Here is a 22,984-nt window from a genome sequence, read left to right on the forward strand (position 1 = left end):
AAATCAGAAATCTGATTTTAGGAGTCTTTTTATCTAAAATGTTGTAATTAACCACATTAAAATTGGAACTACTATAATAAACAATGTTGAAGTTGACACTACAATATCCGTTGCAAACTTAACATCTCCGTGATATTGATCAGCTAAAATTGGGAGAACAGCAAAAGCTGGTGTTGCTGCTTGAACAACTAAAGTATGTTTAAACATTGGAACCATATTTACTCCAAAATGTGCTCCAATTGCGATAATCAATAACATTATTGCTGGTGCTACAATAAACCGCCCCAACAACACAATAATATTATCACGACCAAAGCTTATATTCTTAATTCCAAAATTACGCAACATAATTCCAATATAAATCAAAGACAATGGAGTTACCATGCCACCGATATCTTTAAGGGTTGTAATAATAAACGTCGGTAATTGAGCGTCAGCATGAGCCAAAATGCTAAAAATGGCAAGGCAACAATGAATCCCCAAATTGGTGCAGGTAACATATGTCTCCAACTAATTTTAACTTTATTCTTTCCATCTCTAATTTTGGGATCATCAGCTGCAATTGTCCAAACAGTAAACGTCCATAGTATGATGGTGTTAACTATATAATAAACTATTAGATAAGGCAAAGAAACTGCACCAAACAATGCTACATTTAGTGGCATTCCAATAAAAACTGTATTTGTAATGTTTATTCCTGCCATCATGATTGCCTTTCTACCATGTGGAACATGTAAAAAGGTCACAACAACAAAACTAATTAAATAACCTATGAATATTGATAAAATAGTATATATAATTCCTGAAGATAAACTAACCACATCGACTAATTTAAATCTTGATAGCATTGAATAAAAAATGGCACACGGTAATGCTACCTTCATAATTATGTCAGATAAGGAACTTGAAAATTTATCATTAAACCATCCCAAACCCTGACAAAAATACCCAATTGCCATCATAATCATAATCGACAATACACTTTGAATTGAGGTCCAAAAAATACTCATAAAATCACCTTCCCATCTCCATTCATTATATTACAATTTTAACTCTGTTATAATTAAATTATTTACAATTGTAAAATAATCCATATCAAAACCATTTCCCAAATTGTAAATTTAGTTGTCTATACATCAACATTTTCCTGACTAATAAATAGAAAAAAATGGAAAGTGACAATAGCTACTTTAAAATTTACTTTTATAATATCCGTCAAGCGTTAGCAAACTAAACTTTAAATTTTAGTCCATCATCACACCCTCAACAAGCAAAAATAGGTTCACAGCGTTCGATTTCTCGACGTTGTGAACCTATTTACATACTACACTATTCAACTTTTAAAGAAGTTAACTGACCTATGTTACAACCTCTTTATCTCAGTGCTTACCATCAAAATTATACAAAGTACTTTTAATTATTATTACCACATACCGATGATGTGCATCCAAAGTGGTCCAACTAAAGCAAAGATTACTAAGTAAACCAACCCCAAGATGAAGTTGTACTTCCACCATTCGCCTTGCGTTACGTAACCCGTTGAAGCCAGGATTGAAGCTGGCCCGTTAGCGTAGTGCGTCGTGGAAGCCATCAAGGCACTGATAATTGCTAACGTCATGGCAGCCAAGGCAATTGGGGCCCCAGCTGAAACGGCTACCGTTAAGAATGGTAAGTAAAGCGCCGTTACGTGAGCCGTCCCACTAGCAAAGAAGTAGTGACTGTAGAACATTACCAAGGCTAAGACAACCAAGATAATTTGCCAGCTAACACCGTGCAAGCTCGTTGAAACTAACTTCGCAAACCAGGCAATAAAGCCGTATTCCGTTAACTTTCCAGCCATGAAAACTAAGATGGAAAGCCAGATCAAGATGTTCCAAGCACCAGATTCATTTAAGATATCCTTAACCTTAAGCACCCCAGTAATCAAGAGGATTGCGACGGCTAAGAAAGCCACAAAAGAAGCTTCAAATTGTGTGGCTTTGATAAATCCAGCTAAGACCCACATCACGATTGCCATGACGAAGACAGCCGCCATGATCTTTTCGGGAAGTGACATCTTACCCATCGCCGTTAACTTTTCATCCGCCCACGTCTTGGCATTTGGCGTTTCCTTAATTTCAGGTGGGAAGATTTTGTAAATAATAAATGGAATTACAACGGCAAAGATAGCAGCTGGAAGTAAGGCGGCTAAGAACCAACCAACCCAAGTGATTTGGTAACCAGCTTTAGCGGCCATTGCTTGTGCCACGATGTTAGGCGCTGCCCCAGTTACAAAGAGGGCCGTTGAAATCGTGTTGGCATGGAAGGCCAAGAAGTCTAAGAAGGCCCCGATTTTCTTCCGTGAGTCATCGTTAGGATTAGAATCGTAACTTTCTGAAATTGATTCCACGATTGGCCAAACAACCCCACCAGTCCGGGCACTGTTAGATGGAATCAAACCACCTAAGATTAATTCCAAACCAGTAATCGCATAACCAACCCCCAGTGACTTCTTACCAAACCGCTTAATCATGTTGTAGGCAATCCGTTGACCTAAACCAGTCTTCGTGATTCCTGCAGCCATGATAAAGGCCATGGCGATTAACCAAGAAGCTGAGTTACTGAAGGCACTTAAAATCCCCGTATCAGTAACAACCCCTTTGGCATTTTCCACGTCCTTAACTGGTGAAAGGCCAAGTAAAACTAAGACCACTAACCAGTTAACGTCGTCCCGGCAATTGGTAATGGCTTCGTGATACAACCAATAATCGTGGCTACGAAGACCGCGAACGTTTGCCAAGCAATCGCTGATAAACCTTCCGGCCGGATTGGTGTACATAACCACATTACCAACCAACAATAATGGGCCAAATAAACCCTTTGTAATTAACTTTTTCTAATGACTTCATGTTCAGTCTTGTGCAAGTTTGCTACTTGCTCCCCCTATTCAATACTGTCGATAACTTCTTGCATTTGTGCGGCTGAATGACGCATCTTTTCTAATTCACGATTAGATAATTCCGTTTCGATCACTTGCGCAACCCCCGTTGAATTCAAGACGGCCGGCGTCCCTAAGTAGAGATCACTAACGCCGTATTGACCCGTTAATGGCGCTGAAACCACCATCATCTTGTAGTTGTTTTCTAAGATCGCGCGTACAATCGTCGCTAACCCATAAGCAACCCCGTAGAACGTAGCCCCTTTATTACCGATGATCTTACCACCACGACCACGAACTTCAGCTTCGATTTGCGCTTGTAAGTCCGCTGAAATTTCAACTTCATCTAATAAGCGCTTCCCATTGACCTTAGCTTCATCAAAGTTAACAAATGACGTATCCCCGTGTTCACCAAGGACTAAGGCGTCTAATTCACTTGGCTTGTAGCCAAAGTGGTCACCTAAGATGATGTTTAAACGCGCCTTATCTAAGAACGTCCCCGTTCCAATTACTCGTTCCTTGGGGAAACCAGAAATCTTTTGCGTCATCGTTGTTAAGATATCAACTGGATTAGCTGATACCACGAAGATGCCGTTAAAGCCACTGGCCACCACTGGTTCGACAATGGAACGTAAGATCTTCACGTTCTTGTTAACCAGATCCAACCGCGTTTCGCCTGGTTTCCGAGGCACCCCGGCCGTAATAACCACAATCCCGGCATCCGCTGCATCGGAGTAATCCCCAATCCGGATCGTAACGTCAGACGTCAAGGGAGTGATATCTTGTAAGTCCCACACATCCCCTTGGGAACGTTCTTTGTTTAAATCAACAATCACTAATTCTTCGACGGTCTTAACCGTTTGAATTAATGAGTAAGCAAATGATGACCCAACGGCCCCATCACCTACTAAAACCACTTTCCGATTCTTCATTAGTGACCTTCTTTCTACTTCCGGTTCGCCCAGAGTGCAACTTGCATCCCAGCTTGGCGACCAAAGATGATGGTTTCCGCAATTGAGTTACCACCAACCCGGTTGTTACCGTGTAAACCACCGGCAACTTCACCAGCGGCGTAAAGTCCTTCAATCACATCCCCGTTACCATCGAGTACTTCCGTCTTGGAGTTGATGTGTAAACCACCCATTGTGTAGTGGATGGCTGGCGCGATGTGGATCGCGAAGAAGCCCGGCTTTTCAATTCCCCGGTCCATCCCCGTCGTCCGGTTAAATGCTTGGTCATCGTGGTTCTTAACCGCTGTGTTCCAAGTATCAACCGTTTCTTGCAACGTTGCTGGATCCATGTTTAACGTCTTGGCTAAATCTTCAACCGTGTCACCATGTTCAACTAAACCAGTCTTGTCGTAGAATTCAATGGCCTTGGCCCGATCACGGATCCCTTGGTCAAAGATTAAGTACGCACTGTGTTCTGGTAAAGCCGTAATGGCGTTGGAGACAATCTTCCGGGTATTCAATTCGTTAACGAACCGTTGTCCTTGAGCGTTAACCAAAATGGCCCCTTCACCCCGAACGGCTTCCCCAATTAAGTACACGTGTGGGTTGTCTTGTTGCACCGTTGGGTGGACTTGAATTAAGTCCATTTGCATTAATTCCGCCCCAATGGCTTCAGCTAATTCTAACCCATCACCAGTGGCCCCTGGTTGGTTCGTCGTCTTGTAGTCAACGAGGTCGGGACGGTAACGCTTCATGTATTCCTTAGAAGCCCCAAAACCACCAGTTGCTAGGATCACGGCCTTGGCACTAATCGTCTTCGCGGTCCCGTTAGCATCAACTTCAACCCCGGCCACTTGACCGTCCGCGTTCTTAACCAACTTCGTCACCTTCGTTTGGTTGAAGACCGGAATGTTTTGTTGGGCAACAACGTTCAAGAGGCTCTTCACTAAGAAACCACCAATTGGCGCCATTGAAGCTGGCCGGTGCGTCCGTTTCTTGGACATCCCACCAGTCACCGTAATGTCATCTAACTTGATCCCGTGTTCAGCTAACCAGCTAATGGCTGGTGCTGAATGGTAAACAAAGTAACCTAACATATCCTTGTCGTTTAACTTCCCACCGTCTTTGTAAGTTTCGCGGTAGAATTCAGCGACATTGTCGATAACCCCATTCTTTAATTGAACCGTCGTTTCGGCGGCGTTCATCCCAGATGAGGCTCGGTTCGTGTTCCCACCAAGTTCTTCATTCTTTTCCAATACGGCAACCTTTAAACCTAATTCATTGGCTTGAATTGCCGCAGACAAACCAGTCCCACCAGAACCAACGATAATTGCATCATATTGGTCGGCTAATTGACTAACTGGCGTCGTTTGAAATGCGTTTGCCATTCGTTCCTCCTAGTTTTCACGATCGATGTTCGTCATCTTCGTGTAATCCATCCATTCGTTGTATTGTTCTTCTGTCACCTTACCAGACTTCAAAGCCGCTTCCTTTAAAGTCGTACCTTCACGGTCAGCCGTTTGAGCAATCACCGCACTATCGTGGTAACCGATGTGTGGAGAAAGGGCCGTTACCGTCATCAATGAGTTATCAAGTAATTCGGCCATCCGTTCTTCGTTGACCGTTAAGCCATGAATCATCTTGTCCGCAAAACCAGTCATCGTTCCAGCTAAGAGATCTGCTGATTCTAAGAAGGCATCGATTAAGACTGGCTTGTAAACGTTCATTTCGAAGTTACCTTGAGATGAAGCCATCGTTACTACCGTGTCGTTACCAAAGACCCGAATAGCGGCCATCGTAAGGGCTTCAGCTTGCGTTGGGTTAACCTTCCCTGGCATGATTGATGAACCTGGTTCGTTAGCTGGAATGTTTAATTCACCGTAACCACCACGAGGACCAGAAGCTAAGAACCGAATGTCTTGCGCAATCTTGAAGACATCAGCAGCTAAGGACTTGAAGGCCCCGTGCATCACGTCTAAACCAGAGTGGTGTGATAAACCGTAGAACTTGTTGGACTTAGCCGTAAATTCATGACCGTAAACAGCTGAAACCTTGTCAGCAATCATTTCAGGCATCCCTGGCGCGGCGTTTAATCCAGTCCCAACGGCCGTACCACCGATCGCTAATTCTAATAACGTTGGTTGAAGTTGCTTCATGTAGTCAAGGTCGTGTTCTAAGGCAGCCACGTAACCGGAGATTTCTTGTCCGAACGTTAATGGCGTTGCATCTTGTAAGTGCGTCCGCCCAACCTTAACTGTCCGCCAGTACTTGTCTTGCTTAACCTTTAATTCATCGATTAAGTGTTGCGTAGCAGCTTCTAACTTAACAACGGCATCGACAGCGGCCATGTTCATCGCCGTTGGGTACGTGTCGTTAGAACTTTGACCCATGTTGACGTGGTCGTTTGGTAACACTTCGACGTCAGGGTTAATTTCCTTGGCCTTGTGGGCAACGACTTCGTTCGTGTTCATGTTCGTTTGCGTCCCTGAACCCGTTTGGTAAACCTTTAATGGGAAGTCCTTGCGTAATTCTTCATCGTCTAAAGCAAGTAAGCTGTCAATGGCTTCGATGATTAAGTTCCCACGGGCATCATCAATTTGACCAAGTTCAAGGTTGGCTTGCGCAGCCGCCTTCTTAATGTTCAATAATGCACGAATCACTGCCAATGGCATGTATTGACCAGTTGGGAAGTTGTTCCGAGAACGTTCCGTTTGAGGTCCCCATAATGCATCTGCTGGGATCTTAACTGGACCTAATGTATCTTCTTCAGTACGATATTCAACCATAATCTTATCCTCCAATTCACACTTGTGAAATTCTGAACATCTTTTTACATGTTTATCTTAACTTTTATTAGTTTATATTGTCAAAAACTTAATATTTATAAAATTCACTTATGATAACGGTTGTAGCGCGTCATTTCGCCGTTGAGTCGGTTTGATTGTACTTTTTTTCACAAAGTCGGGGCTTAAAATTTTTTTTAAATATTTTCTACACCAGTAAAAAACAGGGTCAGTCCGCCGTTTACAGCGTCCTGACCCTGTTATCTTTAATAACGAAGATTATTCACTAATTTCAATTGTATTGATGACCACATCTTCATTTGGGCGATCAGTCATATCCCGTTTGACATTGCTGATGGCCACCGCGACATCAAGCCCCGCCTTAACTTGGCCAAAGACCGTGTGGTGGAAGTCCAACCATGGCGTCCCACCTTGTTGGTACTTTTCAATCGCTTCTGCCGGGTAACCAGCCGCCTTCATTTGATCCATCATCATTGGGTTCACTTCAGTGTTTGTCACGATGAAGAATTGGCTCCCGTTCGTCCCTGGACCAGCATTGGCCATTGAAAGTGCCCCGTTGAAGTTGAATAATTCTTCACTAAATTCATCTTCAAATGGGTGACCGTAAATACTTTCGCCACCAGCTCCCGTGCCGGTCGGATCGCCACCTTGGATCATGAATTCTGGAGTCACCCGGTGAAAAATCACCCCATCATAGTAACCTTGCTTAGCTAAGGTCGTGAAGTTTTCAACCGTTTTGGTGCTTGGTCAGGGAATAATTGAATTTCAATGTCCCCGTGGTTCGTCTTAATCGTTGCCACTGGCCCGTTGGCGTTGGCTAAATCAAGTTGTGGTAAAGTCATTTGCTTGCCTCCAATTATGTACTTAAATCATTCTTAGTTGATTATAGCAAAAGCCACCCTATTTTCCACTCATATACATGGTCAAAAATCCATTGTAAATTAATTTTCGATTAATTTAATTAACTGATTTTCAACTGCCATCTTTAAATTAAATATCCATTGCAAATTAATCTTAGGTCGATTATCTTCAATGAATGCTTCCCGAATCTTTAATAAAAAACTGATTAATTTAGTAGGAACTGGGTCACTAAAAGATTTGTCAATTTTTCCATAATTATCAAAATCAAGCAATCGGGTATTTGTACTATCAGTTTTTTATTATTTGGATAATATAATACCTCTCCCGGACCGACTACAACTTCATCTCCTCGCTTAATCACATTTTTTTGGACAATCATGCTTTCTACTTCACCTAACAAATCATCGTTATACTCAAAGTGATATCCCGGTAATGTAACTCGATCAAACCCACTTAGACTGTTTACATATTTGAACGTCCCATTATGCTTATCATAAGTTGCCACATAGTAAAAAAATAATGTTCCAAATTATAATGAACATATCCAACAATACCACCGATAACCAATACAATAATTAATATTCTTCGCTTCATCATTATTTTCTCCGTCGGATTAACAACTAACTCTAGCTTTTCAACATCCACCAATAAACACTGGTGAAAATCCACTGTAAATTGATTTTAGGTTGGTCAGCTCGTCTGAAATCGTCTCTGACTTTAACTAGTAATTGCTTTAACTTAGGGTGGAGCTTTTCTCCTTTCTCCGCTCTTCCGGTATCATTAAATTCAATGTAATAATTTCCGCCTTCTTTTTCATTGGGATAATAATTTACATCTACAGGCTCAAGTACCGCTAAATCACCGGCCTTAATTACGTTACGAACGTAAATATAATTATCGGTTTCACCTAACAATTCATTCCGAGACTCAATATGATATCCCTGCAACCTGACTTCGTTAAATCCACCTAATCCTCTAAGATAATTAAACGTTCCATGACGGACATCATAAGTTGTAATGTAATAAAAGAAATAATGTTCTAAATTATAATGAACATATCCAACAATGCCACCGATAAACAATAAAATGATTAGTATTTTTCGTTTCATCATAATTTTCTCCGTCGGATTAACAACTAACCTAACCTTCTCTAATGAAAAATATTATATAACCACTGCAAATTAATTAATGGACGCCTTGCATTGCTAATTGTTTGTTCTAATTGATTGAGGGCGGTATATATTTCAGGTTTCATTTTGCGTTGATGTATATCCTTTCCACTGACATTATCGTATACAGAGGTAATCTTCCCACTCTCATTATCAACTAATGCCCATTCAACTAGTTGTTTAGGTTTTTCATCAGTAAAGTCATTTTCATCGTCTTTATCTGAAAAATATTCTATTTCCTGGCTGCTAATCCGTATTAGATCACCTTTCTTTACTATATTATTTTTCTTAATAACAGTATAATTTTGACTAATATCTGAATTTGTACTAACACTATATCCCGGTAAACTCGATTCATCAAAATAGCTAAATGACCGTAATTTGGGAATAAACGGGTATGTATATTTTGGGTGTGGTTGATGACCAATATAATAAAATCGAAAATGATTAAAATTGTAAACTGGATAAATAATTAAAATTAAAATTCCTAAAATAATCAAATTCCGCTTAGTCGGTTTAAATACATTATTCATTACTTTTTTCTCCGCCAAATACGATTAATCGATTTCCAAGTCCGTTTACCCCAATTTATAACTCGATGAGATGTTTTAACAACCCATTTAGGTGTATATCGCTTAACAAATGAAACAACCGGACGACTTTTTCTGCGAACATAACTAACGACCGGCTTAACAATTTTTGGATATATAAAACGATGATATCCTACTGATGCATTTCTTCTTACTTCGTTATAAACCCTTCTAACTGTATGGATTGTACCATTATAAATTTTACCAGCCGCCTTCTTAGTTGAATTATAGGCTTTAATAGCTGATTTAATAATCTTATCTTTAATCCCCCAAATAATTAATCCAATCGCCGCCACCGAAACACCTGTTAATGCTAACGAAATTGTTGCCTTAACAACCTTTGAATGGACATTTTTACGTTCATTTGATACTTTACTAGTCGATTGGTTATAAACTTGATGTAATTGTTTTGACAATAATTGATTGTTTTTGGCAAATATGAATACATCCATATCAGAAGCCATATCAGGTTTACTAATCTTCCAATCTTTTAATAAGTCGCCAACGTACCCATTCATTAATAACCATTTATCAGTGACACTTAACTTATTAGCTCCTAACAAGTTAGCTATCCACTGAAAAATCGGAATATTAATAATTGACATTGTAGTTAACCCATGAACACCACTATATAATGACTCATTTTCTCTTGCACTGGCTGCAGTAACCGACATATGTCCTAAATCAACTAATCTTCTATTATTGTGGTTATTCCATAATATTTTCTCCAATAAGTCAACGTCTGATTTTCCCACTTTCCCTTTAATAAGATTATTTAACGAATTCTTATTATATTTTCTTACTTTTGATGTATATCCCTGTGGCTTGTCATTAGCATAACCACCTAAATTAGCCATATAATATAATTCTGTATTTTTAATCTTTTCATAACTCCAACCACGATGCTTACCTTCAGACTCAATAGCCTTCAATACTTTAAATAAAACCTCTTGATCGTTTCTACCAATCCCAGTGTTCTTCGCAAACCAATCTGTCTTTCTTTTTTTGAGCAACAACTTGATTCACATGTGTTGGAGCTTGATAAATAGCTGCTTGTAAGGGACGACTTTGCGTTGCTACATAATTATAATTATTAGTATATCCACTATACTTATTAACATTAGTCAAACTTTGTTTCCTAGGAGCGATCACTTGATTAGGGCTTTTAGCTTGTTTTGGTTTCTGGTCTGTAGTGACATGATAATTAGGCTTGACCGAATGGTTAGTTTCAACTTCTACCGGTTTCGATTCTTTGTTAGCTTTAGAAGTTTCTACTGGTTTCGGTGGTAATTTATGATACACAAATGTTACCGTTTGATTATCATCAACTACTACATCTTGTCCTGATGGTACATCATATCCAACAAATTCAGCTGGTTTCAACCGTAATAACGATCCTTCTAAGGCTTTAACTTGTTTTGATTTTGCTAATTGATGCCCATGCTCATCAACCTGTTCAACCGTAATTAGATATTGCGGAGCGTAAGTATATGTAACGACTTCTTCGTTCGGGGATATAATCTGAGTATTGGTATCTTTCAATTCATAATCATTAATTTTAGGAGCACTTGGCACCTTTGGAAAATCATTCGTCGCCACAATTAAATTAGGCGACTTTAACTCTTTGCCATGTGTATCCACGTATTTAACTGTTAAATGCGCTTGGCGATTAATTATCAGTTTAGTTTGCAGCGCTGATCCAAACAGATCATAACGAACTCCTGTCGCAAACTTATAGATATCATCATTAGCTGGTGCTGGCGCAAAGAAGGCATAATCGAATTTACTCTTAAATGCCACTCCCAAATACCCACCATAGGGTAACCCTTCCGACCCATTAATATCAGCCCCGTAATGGTATGGACCCGTATGACTGCCATCGTAAATTACCCCATCTTTGATTGATAGGTTGGTTTCTCCCGGAATGACCACTGCTAAATTTGCTAAATCTGTAGCAACTCCTTGACCAACATCAATATCAGTTGTGATAAACGAAACTAATACTGGTAATTCGTCGAATGTATCATGTTTAACAATCCGATATTCAAGGTGCACTGAATTAGCCCCATTGTACAAAACAACAATCGAATTATTATTCGTATTCGCTAAATATTGTTCTCCTGTAAAAGCAATCCCATGCGGAACTTTAATCCGACCTAATCCTGAATACTGATTCCATAAATCTGCATCAGTTTCTTTAACCGTATAGATTAAGTCTAAATTTAATCCAGATACCGTTTTCCCAACATTTGTAATTCGTCCAGAATCGCCTACATTAAATGTAGTATGCCGTCACCGGTTCTTGAGGATTATTTTGTCCCCAATATTTTTGATTGTTAATTTCACCAACCTCGGTTCCCTTAATAGGAACTACTGCTGTATCTTCTGTCCACCCTAACCCATCTGGTGTTAATAAATTGTCATTCGTAAAATGATCAGTATTGACGGTTATTTTAACTGGATCAAAAACACCTACCCCGGCAGTATCTGCATTTGGCTCTCCCTCCACTTTAGTATCAACTACCTTTGGTGCTTGCTTCACCTGCGTTGCTTGTGATGCCGTTGACGCCGGTAGCTGATTTTTAACATCAGCGTGGATAATTCCTTGATTAACAGTCACCCCAGCTAAGACAGCCGTACTAAACAACAGCTGCGTTCGTAATTTATTCATTATTTATCTCCCTAAAATTCATTTTTTTCAAATTATTAGTATACGTTAAACCACACTTTAAAACAACACAAAAAACGGACAACCCGCTAAGATTGTCCGTTTAAATTATAAATGCTATTTAACCGCCGTGAACAAGTCGTCACCATGCTTAACATCCCCAAGGGCGTCAGCGGTAACTGCTTGATAATTAGCCGTGTTCGTTAAGATCACCATGACCGTCGTATCGTAACCAGCTTCCTTCACCTTCGCTAAGTCCACCGTTCCGAGCTTGTCACCCTTCTTAACTTGTTGGCCTTGTTCGACAAAACTTTCCATAAATTGACCTTCAAGGTTTACCGTGTCAATCCCAGCGTGGATTAACACTTCCGCCCCGTTGTCGCCCTTAATTCCGTAGGCGTGCTTCGTTGCATAAGCAACCGCAATCGTCCCGTCAAATGGCGCGTAAATTGTGTTGTCAGTTGGAACAATCGCTGCCCCATCCCCCATCATCTTTTGGGAGAAAACATCATCGTTAACTTCAGCTAAATCTTCCGCCTTCCCGTCAACAGGGGCGGCAATCGTTACCGCTTCGCCAGTAGCCGTTGTCGTTGCTTCTTCAGCCGCAGCTGGTTGACTAGTTGCTTCCGTAGCGACTGCTGGAGCCACGGCTGGATCAACTAAGTCCATGTGTTGCTTCCCGTAAACGTAAGTAATCGCAAAGGCCACCGCGAAACTAATTAATTCACATAAAATGTAGAATGGAATTGACTTTGGGAAGATTGAAATGAAACCGATAAAACCGGCACTCCCCATTGATGCCGCGATTACGTGCAAGAGACCAGCTAACGTAGAAGCCACCGCTGAACCAACTAAGGCACAGAAGAATGGGAACTTAAGCTTTAAGTTCACCCCGAAGATGGCTGGTTCCGTAATCCCTAAGAGGGCGGAAATCGAAGCGGAACTCGTCAAGCCCTTCATCTTTTCATTCTTCGTTAAGAAGTAAATCGCCGTCGTCGCTGCCCCTTGGGCCACGTTGGCCATCGAAGCAACCACAAAGATAAAGTCTCCAGACCCCTTACCATCAGCAAAGGCCGAAACCAATTGCGTTTCGATGGCTGGGAAACTTTGGTGTAACCCAGTTAAAACGATTGGGGAATAAAGTGCCCCGAAGATCCCGGTTCCGACAAACCCAAGCGTGTCGTAAACCCAAACGATTCCGTCAGTTAACAAGTTTGAAGCTTCCCGCATCACAGGTCCAACCACGATAAACGTTAAGAACCCAGTAATTAAAACGGAGAGCAATGGCGTAAACGTAAAGTCAACCGCGGATGGTAACTTCTTGTGGAACCACTTTTCTAGGACTGAGAGGACCCATACGGCTGCCAAGGCTGGAATCACTTGACTCGTGTATGGTGCGAAGGAAACATGTAACCCAAAGAGGTCCCAGAACTTCATGCCTTCAATAGCGGCTGGATTCGTGGCCGTCACCGTCATCATCATCCCAACAAAGGCCCCTAAGAATTGGTTTGCCCCAAACCGCTTAGCCGCTGAAATCCCCACCAATATTGGTAAGAACGTATATGGAGCTGCTGACATAACCGAAATCATGGATGAAAGCCCCTTTAAGGCTGGGTACATTTGAATTAATGATTGATCCCCAAACTCGGACGTAAACAAGTTGTTAATGGCCATCAACAAACCACCAGCAACTAAGGCTGGAATAATTGGCACGAAGATGTCAGATAACAACTTAATAAAGGCCATGACTGGATTCGTCTTTTGATTCTTCGCCGCAATTTGCTTCAAATCATCCGTCGAAACTTCCTTTAAGCCCGTTTCCTTGATCAAGTAGTCATACACATTGTTGACGTCCCCAGGTCCAATAATGACTTGGAATTGACCGTTCGTACTAAACGTCCCCTTCACTCCGTCATTTTGATCCAAGGCAGCTTGATCAACCGCACTTTCATCCTTTAAAACTAACCGCAATCGGGTCGCACAGTGGGCGGCCGCGACCATATTATCCTTACCGACTGCCTTAACGACATCTTCAGCAACTTTTTTATGATCCATTGCCATGTCTAGCTCCTCCTCACCTACATCTGCAAGCGCTTTCTTAAATTTTTTATTTTATTATGCTCCCATTCTAGGCAATTGTCAAACGTTTGACAATTGTTTCTTGAAAATTTTTTAACTTTTAATTAACTTTTCCACCAACATTGCATGACCTGGGCTTTCTCAGTACAATGAACTTAATTTAAACCAAGGAGATTTACTGACATGGAATGGACTCGCGCACAACGGTATTTACCGTATGACCAACATTCAGCCTTAGAATTACTTAACTTACAACGCCAAGCAGCTACTTCCCCCGAACAACTTAAATATCATATTCGGCCCCAATCCGGGTTGCTCAATGATCCAAATGGTTTTTCGTACTTTAACAGCCAATGGCACGTTTTCTACCAAAGTTTTCCGTTTGGCGCCGCTCACGGATTAAAATCTTGGATGCATTTAGTTTCGGATGATTTAGTGCACTGGCAAGATCAAGGGCTCGCCCTCGCGCCAGATACGGAATTCGATAGTCACGGCGCCTATTCCGGGACCGCCAAGGCCGTTGGTGATCGCTTATTCTTAATGTATACCGGGAATCACCGCGATGAAAACTGGGGGCGGACCCCCTACCAATTAGGCGCTTGGATGGACAAGGACGGTCACGTTGAAAAATTGCAAGCACCGTTATTTGTGAACCCCGCTTATGTCAGCGAACATTTCCGCGACCCACAAATTATGGAACATGATGGGAAATTCTACGCGATTATTGGGCAACAAACCGTCGCCGAGCAACACGGCCAAATAGCATTATGGACCAGCGATGCTTTAGAACATGGGTGGCATGAAGTTGGGAAGGTTAACGTTGGAGTTGACGACCTTGGTTACATGGTTGAATGTCCTAACTTACTCTTTGTCGATGGTCATCCCGTGATGGTGCTCTGTCCACAAGGAATGGATCAACAAACGATGGCTTACGATAACATCTTCCCAAACACCTATATCACGGCCACGGGATTTGATTTTTATACCGCCACAATGATTAACCCCCAACCCATGCACAATTTAGACTCCGGGTTTGACGTTTATGCTTCGCAAGGCTTTACGGCCCCTGATGGTAAAACGTACTTAATTAGTTGGGTGGGTCTCCCCGACCTTAGTTACCCCACTGATGAACAAAATTGGGCCAACTGTTTGAGTCAAGTCAAGGAACTGCACCTCAAAGATGGGCAATTATATCAAACCCCGGTCGCTGCGATGCGAGACTTACGCCAACTTGACACAGCCATCAATTTAAATGGGGAAACGACCATGATTGACCCCACTTTCGGCCAACAAGGGGAATTACAATTAACGATTGCGCCCGATCAAACTGGGACGCTCCACTTAGCTGCCAACGATGACCGTAGTCAAACGATTGCCCTTCATTTTGATACCGAACAGGGTCAATTAGCCCTTGATCGGACTAAGATGGCCCACCCAACGGCAACTGACTATGGCACGACGCGGACGATTCAACTTCCGGCCCACCAAGCCTTAAATCTTGATATTTTCTTGGATCACTCACTGATTGAAGTCTTTGTTAATGGGGGTGCCCAAGTGATGACGGGCCGCTACTTCAACGATCAATCCAACCAAGTAGCCACCTTTAACCAACCAACGCAAGTCACTGGAACGGCCTGGCAATTATCCGCTAAGTAAGTTACTTGGTAATATGGTAGAATATATTCATTGCCATTCTTCAGAAAGTAATGAATTTAAATTATGCCAAAATTACCAAATTTTAAAACCTATCAACAACCGGCCATCATCAGTGCCGGTTTTGTCATTGTGGCTAGTCTCTTAATTGGGATTTTAATTCATCAATCCAATCCCACCCATATTATCAAACCGAGCCACCCTCACCACGTGGCGAAGAAGGCGTCATCAACTGTAAAACGTAAGCCGGTCAAAAAAATGTCGCAAGCCCGGCAATTAAAGCACGCCTGGCAAACAACGGCCACTGCGACGAAACGCCCCGTTAACATCGCCCTCTACAATCCACAAACGAATCAAACGATCAGCTATACAAATCAAACCCATCATCAATTTAAGATGGCTAGTTCCGTTAAAGTGGCGATTTTAATGGCGTTAATGCACCAAACCCACGGTAAATTAACCACCCAAGAAAAACAGTGGGCGACGACTATGATTGTCAATTCCAATAATCCGGCCACCCTCGCCCTATATAACCGTCCCGCCATGGGTGGTGCAAACGGATTACAACAAACCTTTAAGCAACTTGGCATGCGCCATTCAATTGCAAAAGCTAAATTTGGGACTACGATTACAACCGCTGATGACCAAATTAAACTGTTAAAGCAACTTTACTACCCATCCAAATATTTGGATACCACTTCGCAAGCTTATATCCAACGGTTAATGGGGCAAGTTGAAGCTGATCAACGCTGGGGCATTTCAGCGGGCGCCAGTCAATATACCTTAAAAAATGGTTGGGTGTACCTGAACCAAAAGTCCGGCTGGACTGTGAATAGTTTAGGTCAAGTCCAATTAAGTAACAATCGTCAATATTTACTAGTAGTCTTAACTGATCAAAATCCTACCCAAACGAGTGGCCAACAATTAATTGAAAAACTGGCCCAACAAACCGCCACTATCATGAAATAATTTAGCTAATCATAGCTTAAAATCCCCGCTCACCTGGCCATCGCCAAGTGAACGGGGATTTTTGGATCCTGATTATTTACCTGAATTTCGTAAAACGTGCGTATTTCCTGCGGGACCTTGGGCTTGCAGACCTTCAATCCGAGCTTGCGTAGCCATTAATGATTGAATCCGTAATTCTTCGGCTTGTTGTTGCATCTCCGTTTGTTGCCCACCTTGGTAAACTGAAAAATCACCGGCTAAATGCACATCGATTAATTCAATTTCATCATCCTGCGTAATTGTTTCATGGACCGCATTAACCAAATAACGAACTAAATCACCGTAGACTTCAAACCGGCTAAATGAGAAATGGTCCGTTGGTTCAGTTAATTGTTTTAAATGAAAACCACAGAATTCGTCAAAATTCTTCGTGATGGCCACAATTTGTTCGTTCAACTGCTTGTTAAACATTGGAATTCCCATCTCATTAATTTCGGTTAATTCCGGCTTAACTAAAAATTCCAAATTAATCCCTTGGGGGGCATGTGGAAATTCCAGTTCCCCATAATTAATCGCGACGTGAAATTGCACTAATGTTGCTTCCATAATCACTTACTACCTCATCTTAATTTTCTTGTTAAACCTTACCACAACCAATACCAAGTCGTAAACCACGTGATGGCCAACCACAGCGTTACGATAACATCCGATAAATGATGGGCGCGCAAAATTAACCGCGACCACGTCACTAATAACCAATAAACGCCCGCCATTCCAAGGGTCCACCAACTTGGCCACACCGACCAGGTCAACAATGTCAACAATGTGGCGCCTAAAACATGACCACTCGGAAAACTTGCATCATCATCATACGGTAAATGCTTTTGAGGCCGTGCCCGCGGGAAGTAATGCTTAATTGCTAAGCCAACTAAATCCGCACTTCCTAAGACTAGCAAAACCCAAAGCGTAGGCAACGGCTGCCCTTGTTGGTACAACCAACCTGCCATCAGAATTACAATCAAAACATCGACTAACGGTTGGCCAACTACGGCTACTAACCGCCAAAACTTACTCAGCCGCCGATCAGGTAAGTGCCGGTATCCCCATTGATCAATCGGTTGCCACCACCCCAACTTGAGCATCCCCACTAGTAATATCAGTCCACTCCATAACCAAATTAAAATCATTTTACTTTCCCTCATTTTTGTTAAATTCTAAAATAATAATAGCTTATTTCAGATAACTATTGTCGATTATGAGAAAAAAATGCTAAGCTTTTCTCATAAAATTGTAAGTTTTTGAGAAGGAGTTTTGTATGCAAAGTAAAATTAAAGGCCCTGAATCCCTTTTGATTTTGTTAGTAATGTTAATCATTTTGGGTTCCGGGGTTATTGGTGCGGGATTAACCCCTAACACCCCCGTCTTATTAGTCATTGGTCTCTTAGTTGGTTGGTTATTCCTTCGTGGATACAGTTGGGATGAAATCACCAATGGGATTAAAGACGGGATTACCACCGCGATTGTCCCCATCTTTATTTTCTTATTGATTGGGACCTTAATCGCCGTCTGGATTCAAGCGGGGATTATCCCATCATTGATGGTCTTTGGGTTCCACTTAATTAGTGCCCAATGGTTCTTACCATCCGTCTTCATCGTTTGTTCCTTAGTCGGTTTAGCCATCGGGTCTGGTTTCACGACGATTGCGACGGTTGGGATTGCCTTATTCGGGATGGGATCCGCCCTCCATATTAATCCAGCCATTACCGCCGGGGCAATTATTTCTGGGGCCATTTTTGGAGATAAGATGTCGCCACTATCTGATTCAACCAACTTAGCTTCCGCCGTGGCCGAATCAGAATTATTCGCCCACATCAAGAACATGATGTGGTCCACGATTCCAGCCTTTATCGTTTCATTAGTACTATTTACGCTATTAGGATTTGGTAACCACGCTAATGCTGCCAGCGGCATTAACGATACGGTTAAAGTTTTAACGACCCACTTCCCCGTTAATGGATGGGCAGCTATTCCAGTGATTTTAATGTTTGTGACGGCTTGGTTAAAAATTCCAGCCATTCCAACATTATTCTTAAACATCTTTGTTTCCCTCGGCATGATTGCCTGGGAAAACCCATTATCATTAAGCAAGTTAGCGACGTTAATTGAATCTGGTTACGTTTCCCACACTGGCAACAAGATGGTGGACGCCTCTTAACGCGGGGGGGCATTAGCAACATGATGGGAACAATTTCCTTAATCATTATGACCTTAGCCCTCGGGGGAATGTTAATGCATTCCGGCATTATCCAAAACGCGATGGAACCACTCGTCAAGCACTTAAACCATGCCGGCAGTTTAATCACCACCACGATTTTAGCCGGGATTGGGGTCAACTTATTCGTCGGGGAACAATACTTATCCGTCATCTTACCCGGTAACGCCTTCAAGGATGCCTTCAAGCGGATTAAGTTAGATCCTCTCGCCTTAAGTCGGACCTTGGAAGATGGGGGAAGTGTGATTAACTACCTGATTCCATGGGGGGTGGCTGGTTCCTTTGCGGCTTCCATGCTTAATACTCCTGTTTTAGCATTCTTACCATTTGTCTTCTTTAGTTTATTCTCACCGGTCTTCTCAATCTTGAGTGCCTTTACGGGAATCGGCTTAAAGAAACTCAAATAAGCATTAAAAGGGAGCGTGACATGAACAGATGCTTGAAAGTTTACTTTCTTAGCAGCTGTCAATCGTCAGTGAACTAAAATTGCTAAATTTTAGTTCGTCTTCACGCAAATAGGGCTCGCAGCGTTCGGATTTCCGACGTTGCGAGCCCATTTGCGTACTGCGCTATTCAATTTTTCAAGAGGTTGTCTGACTTATGTCACAGCCTCTCTTTGTCTTCATCTGACAACAGCCACTTGTAGCTGAATACAAACTTGGCTGCCAAAATAAAACCGGATTGAGATAACTTCCCAATCCGGTTTTATTATTGTTGCACGTTTAATTCATTAATCTTGAGTAAGACCTGAATAACCGCTTCCATCGTTTGCAAGGAAACATATTCAAACCGTGAGTGCATATTTTCGCCCCCGGCAAACAGATTCGGCGTTGGTAAGCCTAACGCGGAAATCTTAGAACCATCCGTTCCACCACGAACAGGTTCAATGTCAGGCGTAATATCAAGTTGTTCCATCGCTGCCTTGGCGAGATCCACACTCTCCATCTTCCCGTCTAAGAATTGCTTCAAGTTGTAGTATTGATCCTTGACCGTGACTTGAATCCGATTGGTATCAAGCTTGGCATTCATTTGATCCGCCAACAATTGCATTTGGCGCTTCCGGTAAGCGAATAAGGTTGGATCAAAGTCCCGGATAATATATTGCATTTCCGCTTCATCAACCGTCCCATTCAACTTGTACAAGTGATAGAAACCGTCACGACCATCCGTTAATTCTGGCGATCAGCCGCTGCTAAGGCACTTTGATAATCAACCGCTAGTTGTAAGGCATTGACCATCGTGTCCTTCGCGGTCGCTGTATGCACATTCTTCCCCGTAATCTTCAACGTCGCTTGGGCCGCATTAAACGTTTCATATTCTAATTGTCCCATTGGGCCCCCATCAACGGTGTAGGCAAAGTCAGCATCGAAGTCCGCCACGTCAAAGTGATCGGCACCGGTCCCAATTTCTTCATCCGGCCCAAAGCCGACTTGAATCGTCCCGTGCTTAATTTCAGGGTGCGCTAATAAGTATTCCATTAACGTCATGATTTCAGCGACCCCGGCCTTATCATCTGCCCCGAGCAACGTTGTCCCATCCGTCGTAATTAACGTTTGGCCATGATATTGATTCAATGATGGGAATTCCGTTGGGTCTAATTGATAACCCGAGTCCCCTAATTGAATGGCCCCCCCAGCATAATTTTCAACCACTTGGGGGTTCACGCCATCCGCATTAAAATCAGCCGTATCAACGTGAGCTAATAACCCAATCGTTGGCACTTGCTTTTCCGTATTCGCCGGCAAAGTGGCTAATACGTACGCATTCGTTGGGTGCGTCCGCACGTTACTCATCCCGAGGTCAATCAATTCTTGCTTTAAGGTATTTAAAAAGGCCGTTTGACTCGGCGTTGACGGAACCGTCGTACTTTGGTCATTGGACCGGGTATTAACCTTAACATAACGTAAAAAACGATCTAATAAATTTTCCATTTGATTCCTCCTAGCGCTAAAAAAGCTCCCGTCATCAGGCGTCCTAACAACTGGTGGCTTCTTAATTCTAACTGTTTATTCAACCACGTGCCGTTCAAACGGATCGTCACTAATCCCGTGGCTTAAAATTTCCTTGCTCCATTCTTGGGCTGAGAATAAGGAATGATCACGGTAGTTCCCACAACTTTCAATCGTCGTGCCCGGCACATCATCCACGTAATGTCATTGGCAATGGCTGCTAAGGATGACTTCAAGGCCTTGGCTACTTCGGTCGTGGAGTGTTCGCCCCACATAATCAAGTGGAAACCAGTCCGACAACCAAATGGGGAACAATCAATCACGCCGTCCATGCGATCCCGTAATAAACCGGCTAATAAGTGTTCAATCGTATGTAAGCCGGCCGTCGGAATTGCGGTTTCATTCGGTTGGGTTAACCGTAAATCAAAATTCGTAATTTTATCACCAAGTGGCCCTTGTTCGACCGTGATTTTCCGGACGTACGGTGCCTTAACCTTCGTGTGGTCAAGTTCAAAACTTTCAACTTGAGTTTCAATCTTTGCCATTTTGCTACCTCCATCATTGTAATTATTATGATTATACCGCAATTTAAACTTAAACAAAAACCTGATGACGCAAATCATCAGGTTTTAAAATTTTATAATTCAGCGGTCACGACTTGGGTCGCATCCGTTAATTGTGCCTTATCTAACGTTCCTAAGTTCTTAGAAGTTAAGACCCCAGCTAACATTGCATCATTAACATTTAAGGCCGTCCGAATCATATCCACGATTGGATCAATCGCAATTAAGACCCCTAAAATTCCAACTGGCAAGTGCAACGTCCCTAAGACAATCAAGGTCGTAAAAGTGGCGCCACCACCGACGCCGGCAACCCCAAAACTGGCGACCGTCACTACGGCAATAATCGTCAACATCCATTGCCAAGATAAGACATTCACCCCGGTGGTTGGGGCAATAATCGTGGCCACCATCGCTGGGTAAAGTCCGGCACAACCATTTTGCCCAATCGTTAACCCAAAGCTAGCTGCAAAGTTGGCCACCGTCGCATCAACTCCCATGGCTTCCCGTTGCGTCTTAACGTTTAATGGTAGTGAACCACCACTCGTCCGGGACGTAAAGGCAAATAACAGCACTGGCCACGCTTCTTAAAGTACGTTACCGGATTAATCCCGTTTACGCTAAGTAATAAGGCATGAACAATAAACATCACGATGGCACCCACGTAAGCAGCTACGATAAAGATGGCTAAGCGGGCCATCGAATCAAAATCACTCGTGGCCGCCGCTTTGGTAATTAACGCAAAGACCCCGTATGGCGTTAATTCCAAAACCATCTTAACTAAGCGACTCACTAATAAGTTCAAGGCTTCAACTCCGCGCGCAATTAATTTGGCACTGGCTTGGTCTTGTTCCTTCACCCATAAGTAAGCGAGCCCTAAGAGCAACGTAAAGATTACGACCCCAATCGTACTTGTCGCCCGCGTCCCAGCAAAATCAGCCATCACATTCGTAGGAATGAAACTTACAATTTGTTGGGGCAACGTTAAGTCACCTAATTCCGCTTGGTGGTCCTTAATCGAACTTAATGCATCACTAGTGGCCACGGCTTTCCCGATGAAGTCAGCCCCTTGTAAATGGAACATCACAACACTAGCGTAACCAAGTAAAGCAGCGACTGCGGTCGTTCCTAATAAGGTCGTTAACGTCACCGTGGCAATCCGTTTTAAATTTTGCGCCACTTGTAGTCGCGTAAAGGCTCCCATTAAGGAAACGAAAATTAACGGAATTACGAGCATTTGCAACAAGGCAATATAGCCGTTCCCAACAATATTAATCCAGTCGATGGCTTGGGTAATCACCTTACTCGTGGCCCCAAACATGACTTGTAAAATCACCCCATAAACAATCCCACCAAGTAAGGCAATAAATACCAACTTGGCAAAACTAACTTGCCGCCGGTGTAAGGATAACAATCCCGCCAACAATACGGCCGCAATCACAACAATCATCAAAACTTGCATTAGCTTTTCCTCCTTGAATTAACTCCTTAAAAACAAAAAAACGCCGGTAACGTGACTCGTTACGACGATTACGAAAATTACTCCTACTGACCAGCTGGACCT

15 protein-coding genes and 6 pseudogenes are annotated in these 22,984 nt (G+C 42.5%); 3 read left to right on the plus strand and 18 right to left on the minus strand.

Annotated elements, in window-relative coordinates:
- Nucleotides 1-33: 33 nt before the first annotated feature.
- The 13 genes and pseudogenes from JCM14505_RS09645 to JCM14505_RS05490 all read right to left on the minus strand — a co-directional run bounded on the left by JCM14505_RS09645 (nt 34) and on the right by JCM14505_RS05490 (nt 14,014).
- Nucleotides 34-447, minus strand: a complete 414-nt coding sequence (locus tag JCM14505_RS09645) for an AEC family transporter (RefSeq protein WP_225352284.1) — start codon at nt 445-447, stop codon at nt 34-36.
- Nucleotides 378-1,010, minus strand: a complete 633-nt coding sequence (locus JCM14505_RS09650; protein ID WP_225352285.1) for an AEC family transporter — start codon at nt 1,008-1,010, stop codon at nt 378-380. Before JCM14505_RS09650 ends, JCM14505_RS09645 begins: the two co-directional genes overlap by 70 nt.
- A 413-nt stretch (nt 1,011-1,423) precedes the next feature.
- A pseudogene (locus JCM14505_RS05435) lies at nt 1,424-2,888 on the minus strand (DASS family sodium-coupled anion symporter).
- A gap of 34 nt (nt 2,889-2,922) precedes the next feature.
- The gene (locus JCM14505_RS05440; protein ID WP_054653395.1) at nt 2,923-3,849 is read right to left on the minus strand and encodes an L-lactate dehydrogenase; all 927 of its coding nucleotides are present in this window, start codon (nt 3,847-3,849) and stop codon (nt 2,923-2,925) included.
- Nucleotides 3,850-3,863: 14 nt separating this feature from the next.
- A complete protein-coding gene (locus JCM14505_RS05445) occupies nt 3,864-5,255 on the minus strand; it encodes a flavocytochrome c (protein ID WP_054653396.1) in 1,392 nt (463 codons plus the stop codon).
- A gap of 9 nt (nt 5,256-5,264) precedes the next feature.
- Nucleotides 5,265-6,653, minus strand: coding sequence for a class II fumarate hydratase (locus tag JCM14505_RS05450; RefSeq protein ID WP_054653397.1), 1,389 nt, complete (start codon nt 6,651-6,653; stop codon nt 5,265-5,267).
- Nucleotides 6,654-6,929: 276 nt separating this feature from the next.
- Nucleotides 6,930-7,513 (minus strand): annotated as a pseudogene (locus tag JCM14505_RS05455) (peptidylprolyl isomerase).
- A gap of 645 nt (nt 7,514-8,158) precedes the next feature.
- Entirely contained in the window at nt 8,159-8,644 is a 486-nt protein-coding gene (locus JCM14505_RS05465; protein ID WP_054653399.1) for a hypothetical protein, read from the minus strand.
- A 38-nt stretch (nt 8,645-8,682) separates the two neighbouring features.
- The gene (locus JCM14505_RS05470) at nt 8,683-9,234 is read right to left on the minus strand and encodes a hypothetical protein (RefSeq protein ID WP_054653400.1); all 552 of its coding nucleotides are present in this window, start codon (nt 9,232-9,234) and stop codon (nt 8,683-8,685) included.
- Nucleotides 9,234-10,307: a hypothetical protein gene (locus JCM14505_RS05475; RefSeq protein WP_156249848.1), complete on the minus strand. Its 1,074-nt coding sequence runs from the start codon at nt 10,305-10,307 to the stop codon at nt 9,234-9,236. Before JCM14505_RS05475 ends, JCM14505_RS05470 begins: the two co-directional genes overlap by 1 nt.
- On the minus strand, nt 10,252-11,346 hold the full coding sequence (locus JCM14505_RS05480) for a MucBP domain-containing protein (RefSeq protein ID WP_054653402.1): 1,095 nt from the start codon (nt 11,344-11,346) through the stop codon (nt 10,252-10,254). The genes JCM14505_RS05475 and JCM14505_RS05480 overlap by 56 nt, the downstream gene beginning before the upstream one ends.
- 220 nt (nt 11,347-11,566) lie before the next feature.
- Nucleotides 11,567-11,962 carry a hypothetical protein gene (locus tag JCM14505_RS09655; RefSeq protein ID WP_054653403.1) on the minus strand — a complete coding sequence of 132 codons (396 nt, stop codon included), beginning with the start codon at nt 11,960-11,962 and terminating at the stop codon, nt 11,567-11,569.
- 114 nt (nt 11,963-12,076) lie between these two features.
- On the minus strand, nt 12,077-14,014 hold the full coding sequence (locus JCM14505_RS05490; RefSeq protein ID WP_054653418.1) for a sucrose-specific PTS transporter subunit IIBC: 1,938 nt from the start codon (nt 14,012-14,014) through the stop codon (nt 12,077-12,079).
- A gap of 207 nt (nt 14,015-14,221) precedes the next feature.
- Here JCM14505_RS05490 and JCM14505_RS05495 point away from each other — a divergent pair, with 207 nt between their 5' ends.
- Nucleotides 14,222-15,694, plus strand: a complete 1,473-nt coding sequence (locus JCM14505_RS05495) for a sucrose-6-phosphate hydrolase (protein ID WP_054653404.1) — start codon at nt 14,222-14,224, stop codon at nt 15,692-15,694.
- A 63-nt stretch (nt 15,695-15,757) separates the two neighbouring features.
- A complete protein-coding gene (locus JCM14505_RS05500) occupies nt 15,758-16,660 on the plus strand; it encodes a serine hydrolase (RefSeq protein ID WP_054653405.1) in 903 nt (300 codons plus the stop codon).
- 72 nt (nt 16,661-16,732) lie between these two features.
- Here the strand turns inward: JCM14505_RS05500 and JCM14505_RS05505 are convergent, their stop codons facing one another.
- The gene (locus tag JCM14505_RS05505) at nt 16,733-17,245 is read right to left on the minus strand and encodes a hypothetical protein (protein WP_054653406.1); all 513 of its coding nucleotides are present in this window, start codon (nt 17,243-17,245) and stop codon (nt 16,733-16,735) included.
- Nucleotides 17,246-17,283: 38 nt separating this feature from the next.
- Nucleotides 17,284-17,826 (minus strand): phosphatase PAP2 family protein, encoded by a 543-nt coding sequence (locus JCM14505_RS05510; RefSeq protein ID WP_054653407.1) that lies wholly within the window; start codon nt 17,824-17,826, stop codon nt 17,284-17,286.
- Between the two features lie 128 nt (nt 17,827-17,954).
- On the opposite strand from JCM14505_RS05510, the pseudogene nhaC reads away from it, so the two are divergent.
- A pseudogene (gene nhaC / locus JCM14505_RS05515) lies at nt 17,955-19,318 on the plus strand (Na+/H+ antiporter NhaC).
- A gap of 301 nt (nt 19,319-19,619) precedes the next feature.
- Here nhaC and pepT read toward each other — a convergent pair.
- From pepT to JCM14505_RS05530, 3 pseudogenes are all read right to left on the minus strand, one after another.
- Nucleotides 19,620-20,842, minus strand: a pseudogene (gene pepT, locus JCM14505_RS05520) (peptidase T).
- 75 nt (nt 20,843-20,917) lie between these two features.
- A pseudogene (locus tag JCM14505_RS05525) lies at nt 20,918-21,405 on the minus strand (S-ribosylhomocysteine lyase).
- A 92-nt stretch (nt 21,406-21,497) separates the two neighbouring features.
- Nucleotides 21,498-22,882 (minus strand): annotated as a pseudogene (locus tag JCM14505_RS05530) (cation:dicarboxylate symporter family transporter).
- Between the last annotated feature and the right edge of the window lie 102 nt (nt 22,883-22,984).

Origin of the sequence: Limosilactobacillus equigenerosi DSM 18793 = JCM 14505 (assembly GCF_001311375.1) — a bacterium.
Taxonomy (GTDB): Bacteria; Bacillota; Bacilli; order Lactobacillales; family Lactobacillaceae; genus Limosilactobacillus; species Limosilactobacillus equigenerosi.

Excerpts from the sequence above, each read along its gene's own strand:
- JCM14505_RS05440 (WP_054653395.1), bottom strand. The coding sequence starts at position 3,849 with ATGAAGAATCGGAAAGTGGTTTTAGTAGGTGATGGGGCCGTTGGGTCA.
- JCM14505_RS05510 (WP_054653407.1), bottom strand. The coding sequence starts at position 17,826 with ATGATTTTAATTTGGTTATGGAGTGGACTGATATTACTAGTGGGGATG.
- JCM14505_RS05470 (WP_054653400.1), bottom strand. The coding sequence starts at position 9,234 with ATGAATAATGTATTTAAACCGACTAAGCGGAATTTGATTATTTTAGGA.
- JCM14505_RS05450 (WP_054653397.1), bottom strand. The coding sequence starts at position 6,653 with ATGGTTGAATATCGTACTGAAGAAGATACATTAGGTCCAGTTAAGATC.
- JCM14505_RS05465 (WP_054653399.1), bottom strand. The coding sequence starts at position 8,644 with ATGATGAAACGAAAAATACTAATCATTTTATTGTTTATCGGTGGCATT.
- JCM14505_RS05495 (WP_054653404.1), top strand. The coding sequence starts at position 14,222 with ATGGAATGGACTCGCGCACAACGGTATTTACCGTATGACCAACATTCA.
- JCM14505_RS05500 (WP_054653405.1), top strand. The coding sequence starts at position 15,758 with ATGCCAAAATTACCAAATTTTAAAACCTATCAACAACCGGCCATCATC.
- JCM14505_RS05505 (WP_054653406.1), bottom strand. The coding sequence starts at position 17,245 with ATGGAAGCAACATTAGTGCAATTTCACGTCGCGATTAATTATGGGGAA.
- JCM14505_RS09650 (WP_225352285.1), bottom strand. The coding sequence starts at position 1,010 with ATGAGTATTTTTTGGACCTCAATTCAAAGTGTATTGTCGATTATGATT.
- JCM14505_RS05490 (WP_054653418.1), bottom strand. The coding sequence starts at position 14,014 with ATGGATCATAAAAAAGTTGCTGAAGATGTCGTTAAGGCAGTCGGTAAG.
- JCM14505_RS05445 (WP_054653396.1), bottom strand. The coding sequence starts at position 5,255 with ATGGCAAACGCATTTCAAACGACGCCAGTTAGTCAATTAGCCGACCAA.
- JCM14505_RS09655 (WP_054653403.1), bottom strand. The coding sequence starts at position 11,962 with ATGAATAAATTACGAACGCAGCTGTTGTTTAGTACGGCTGTCTTAGCT.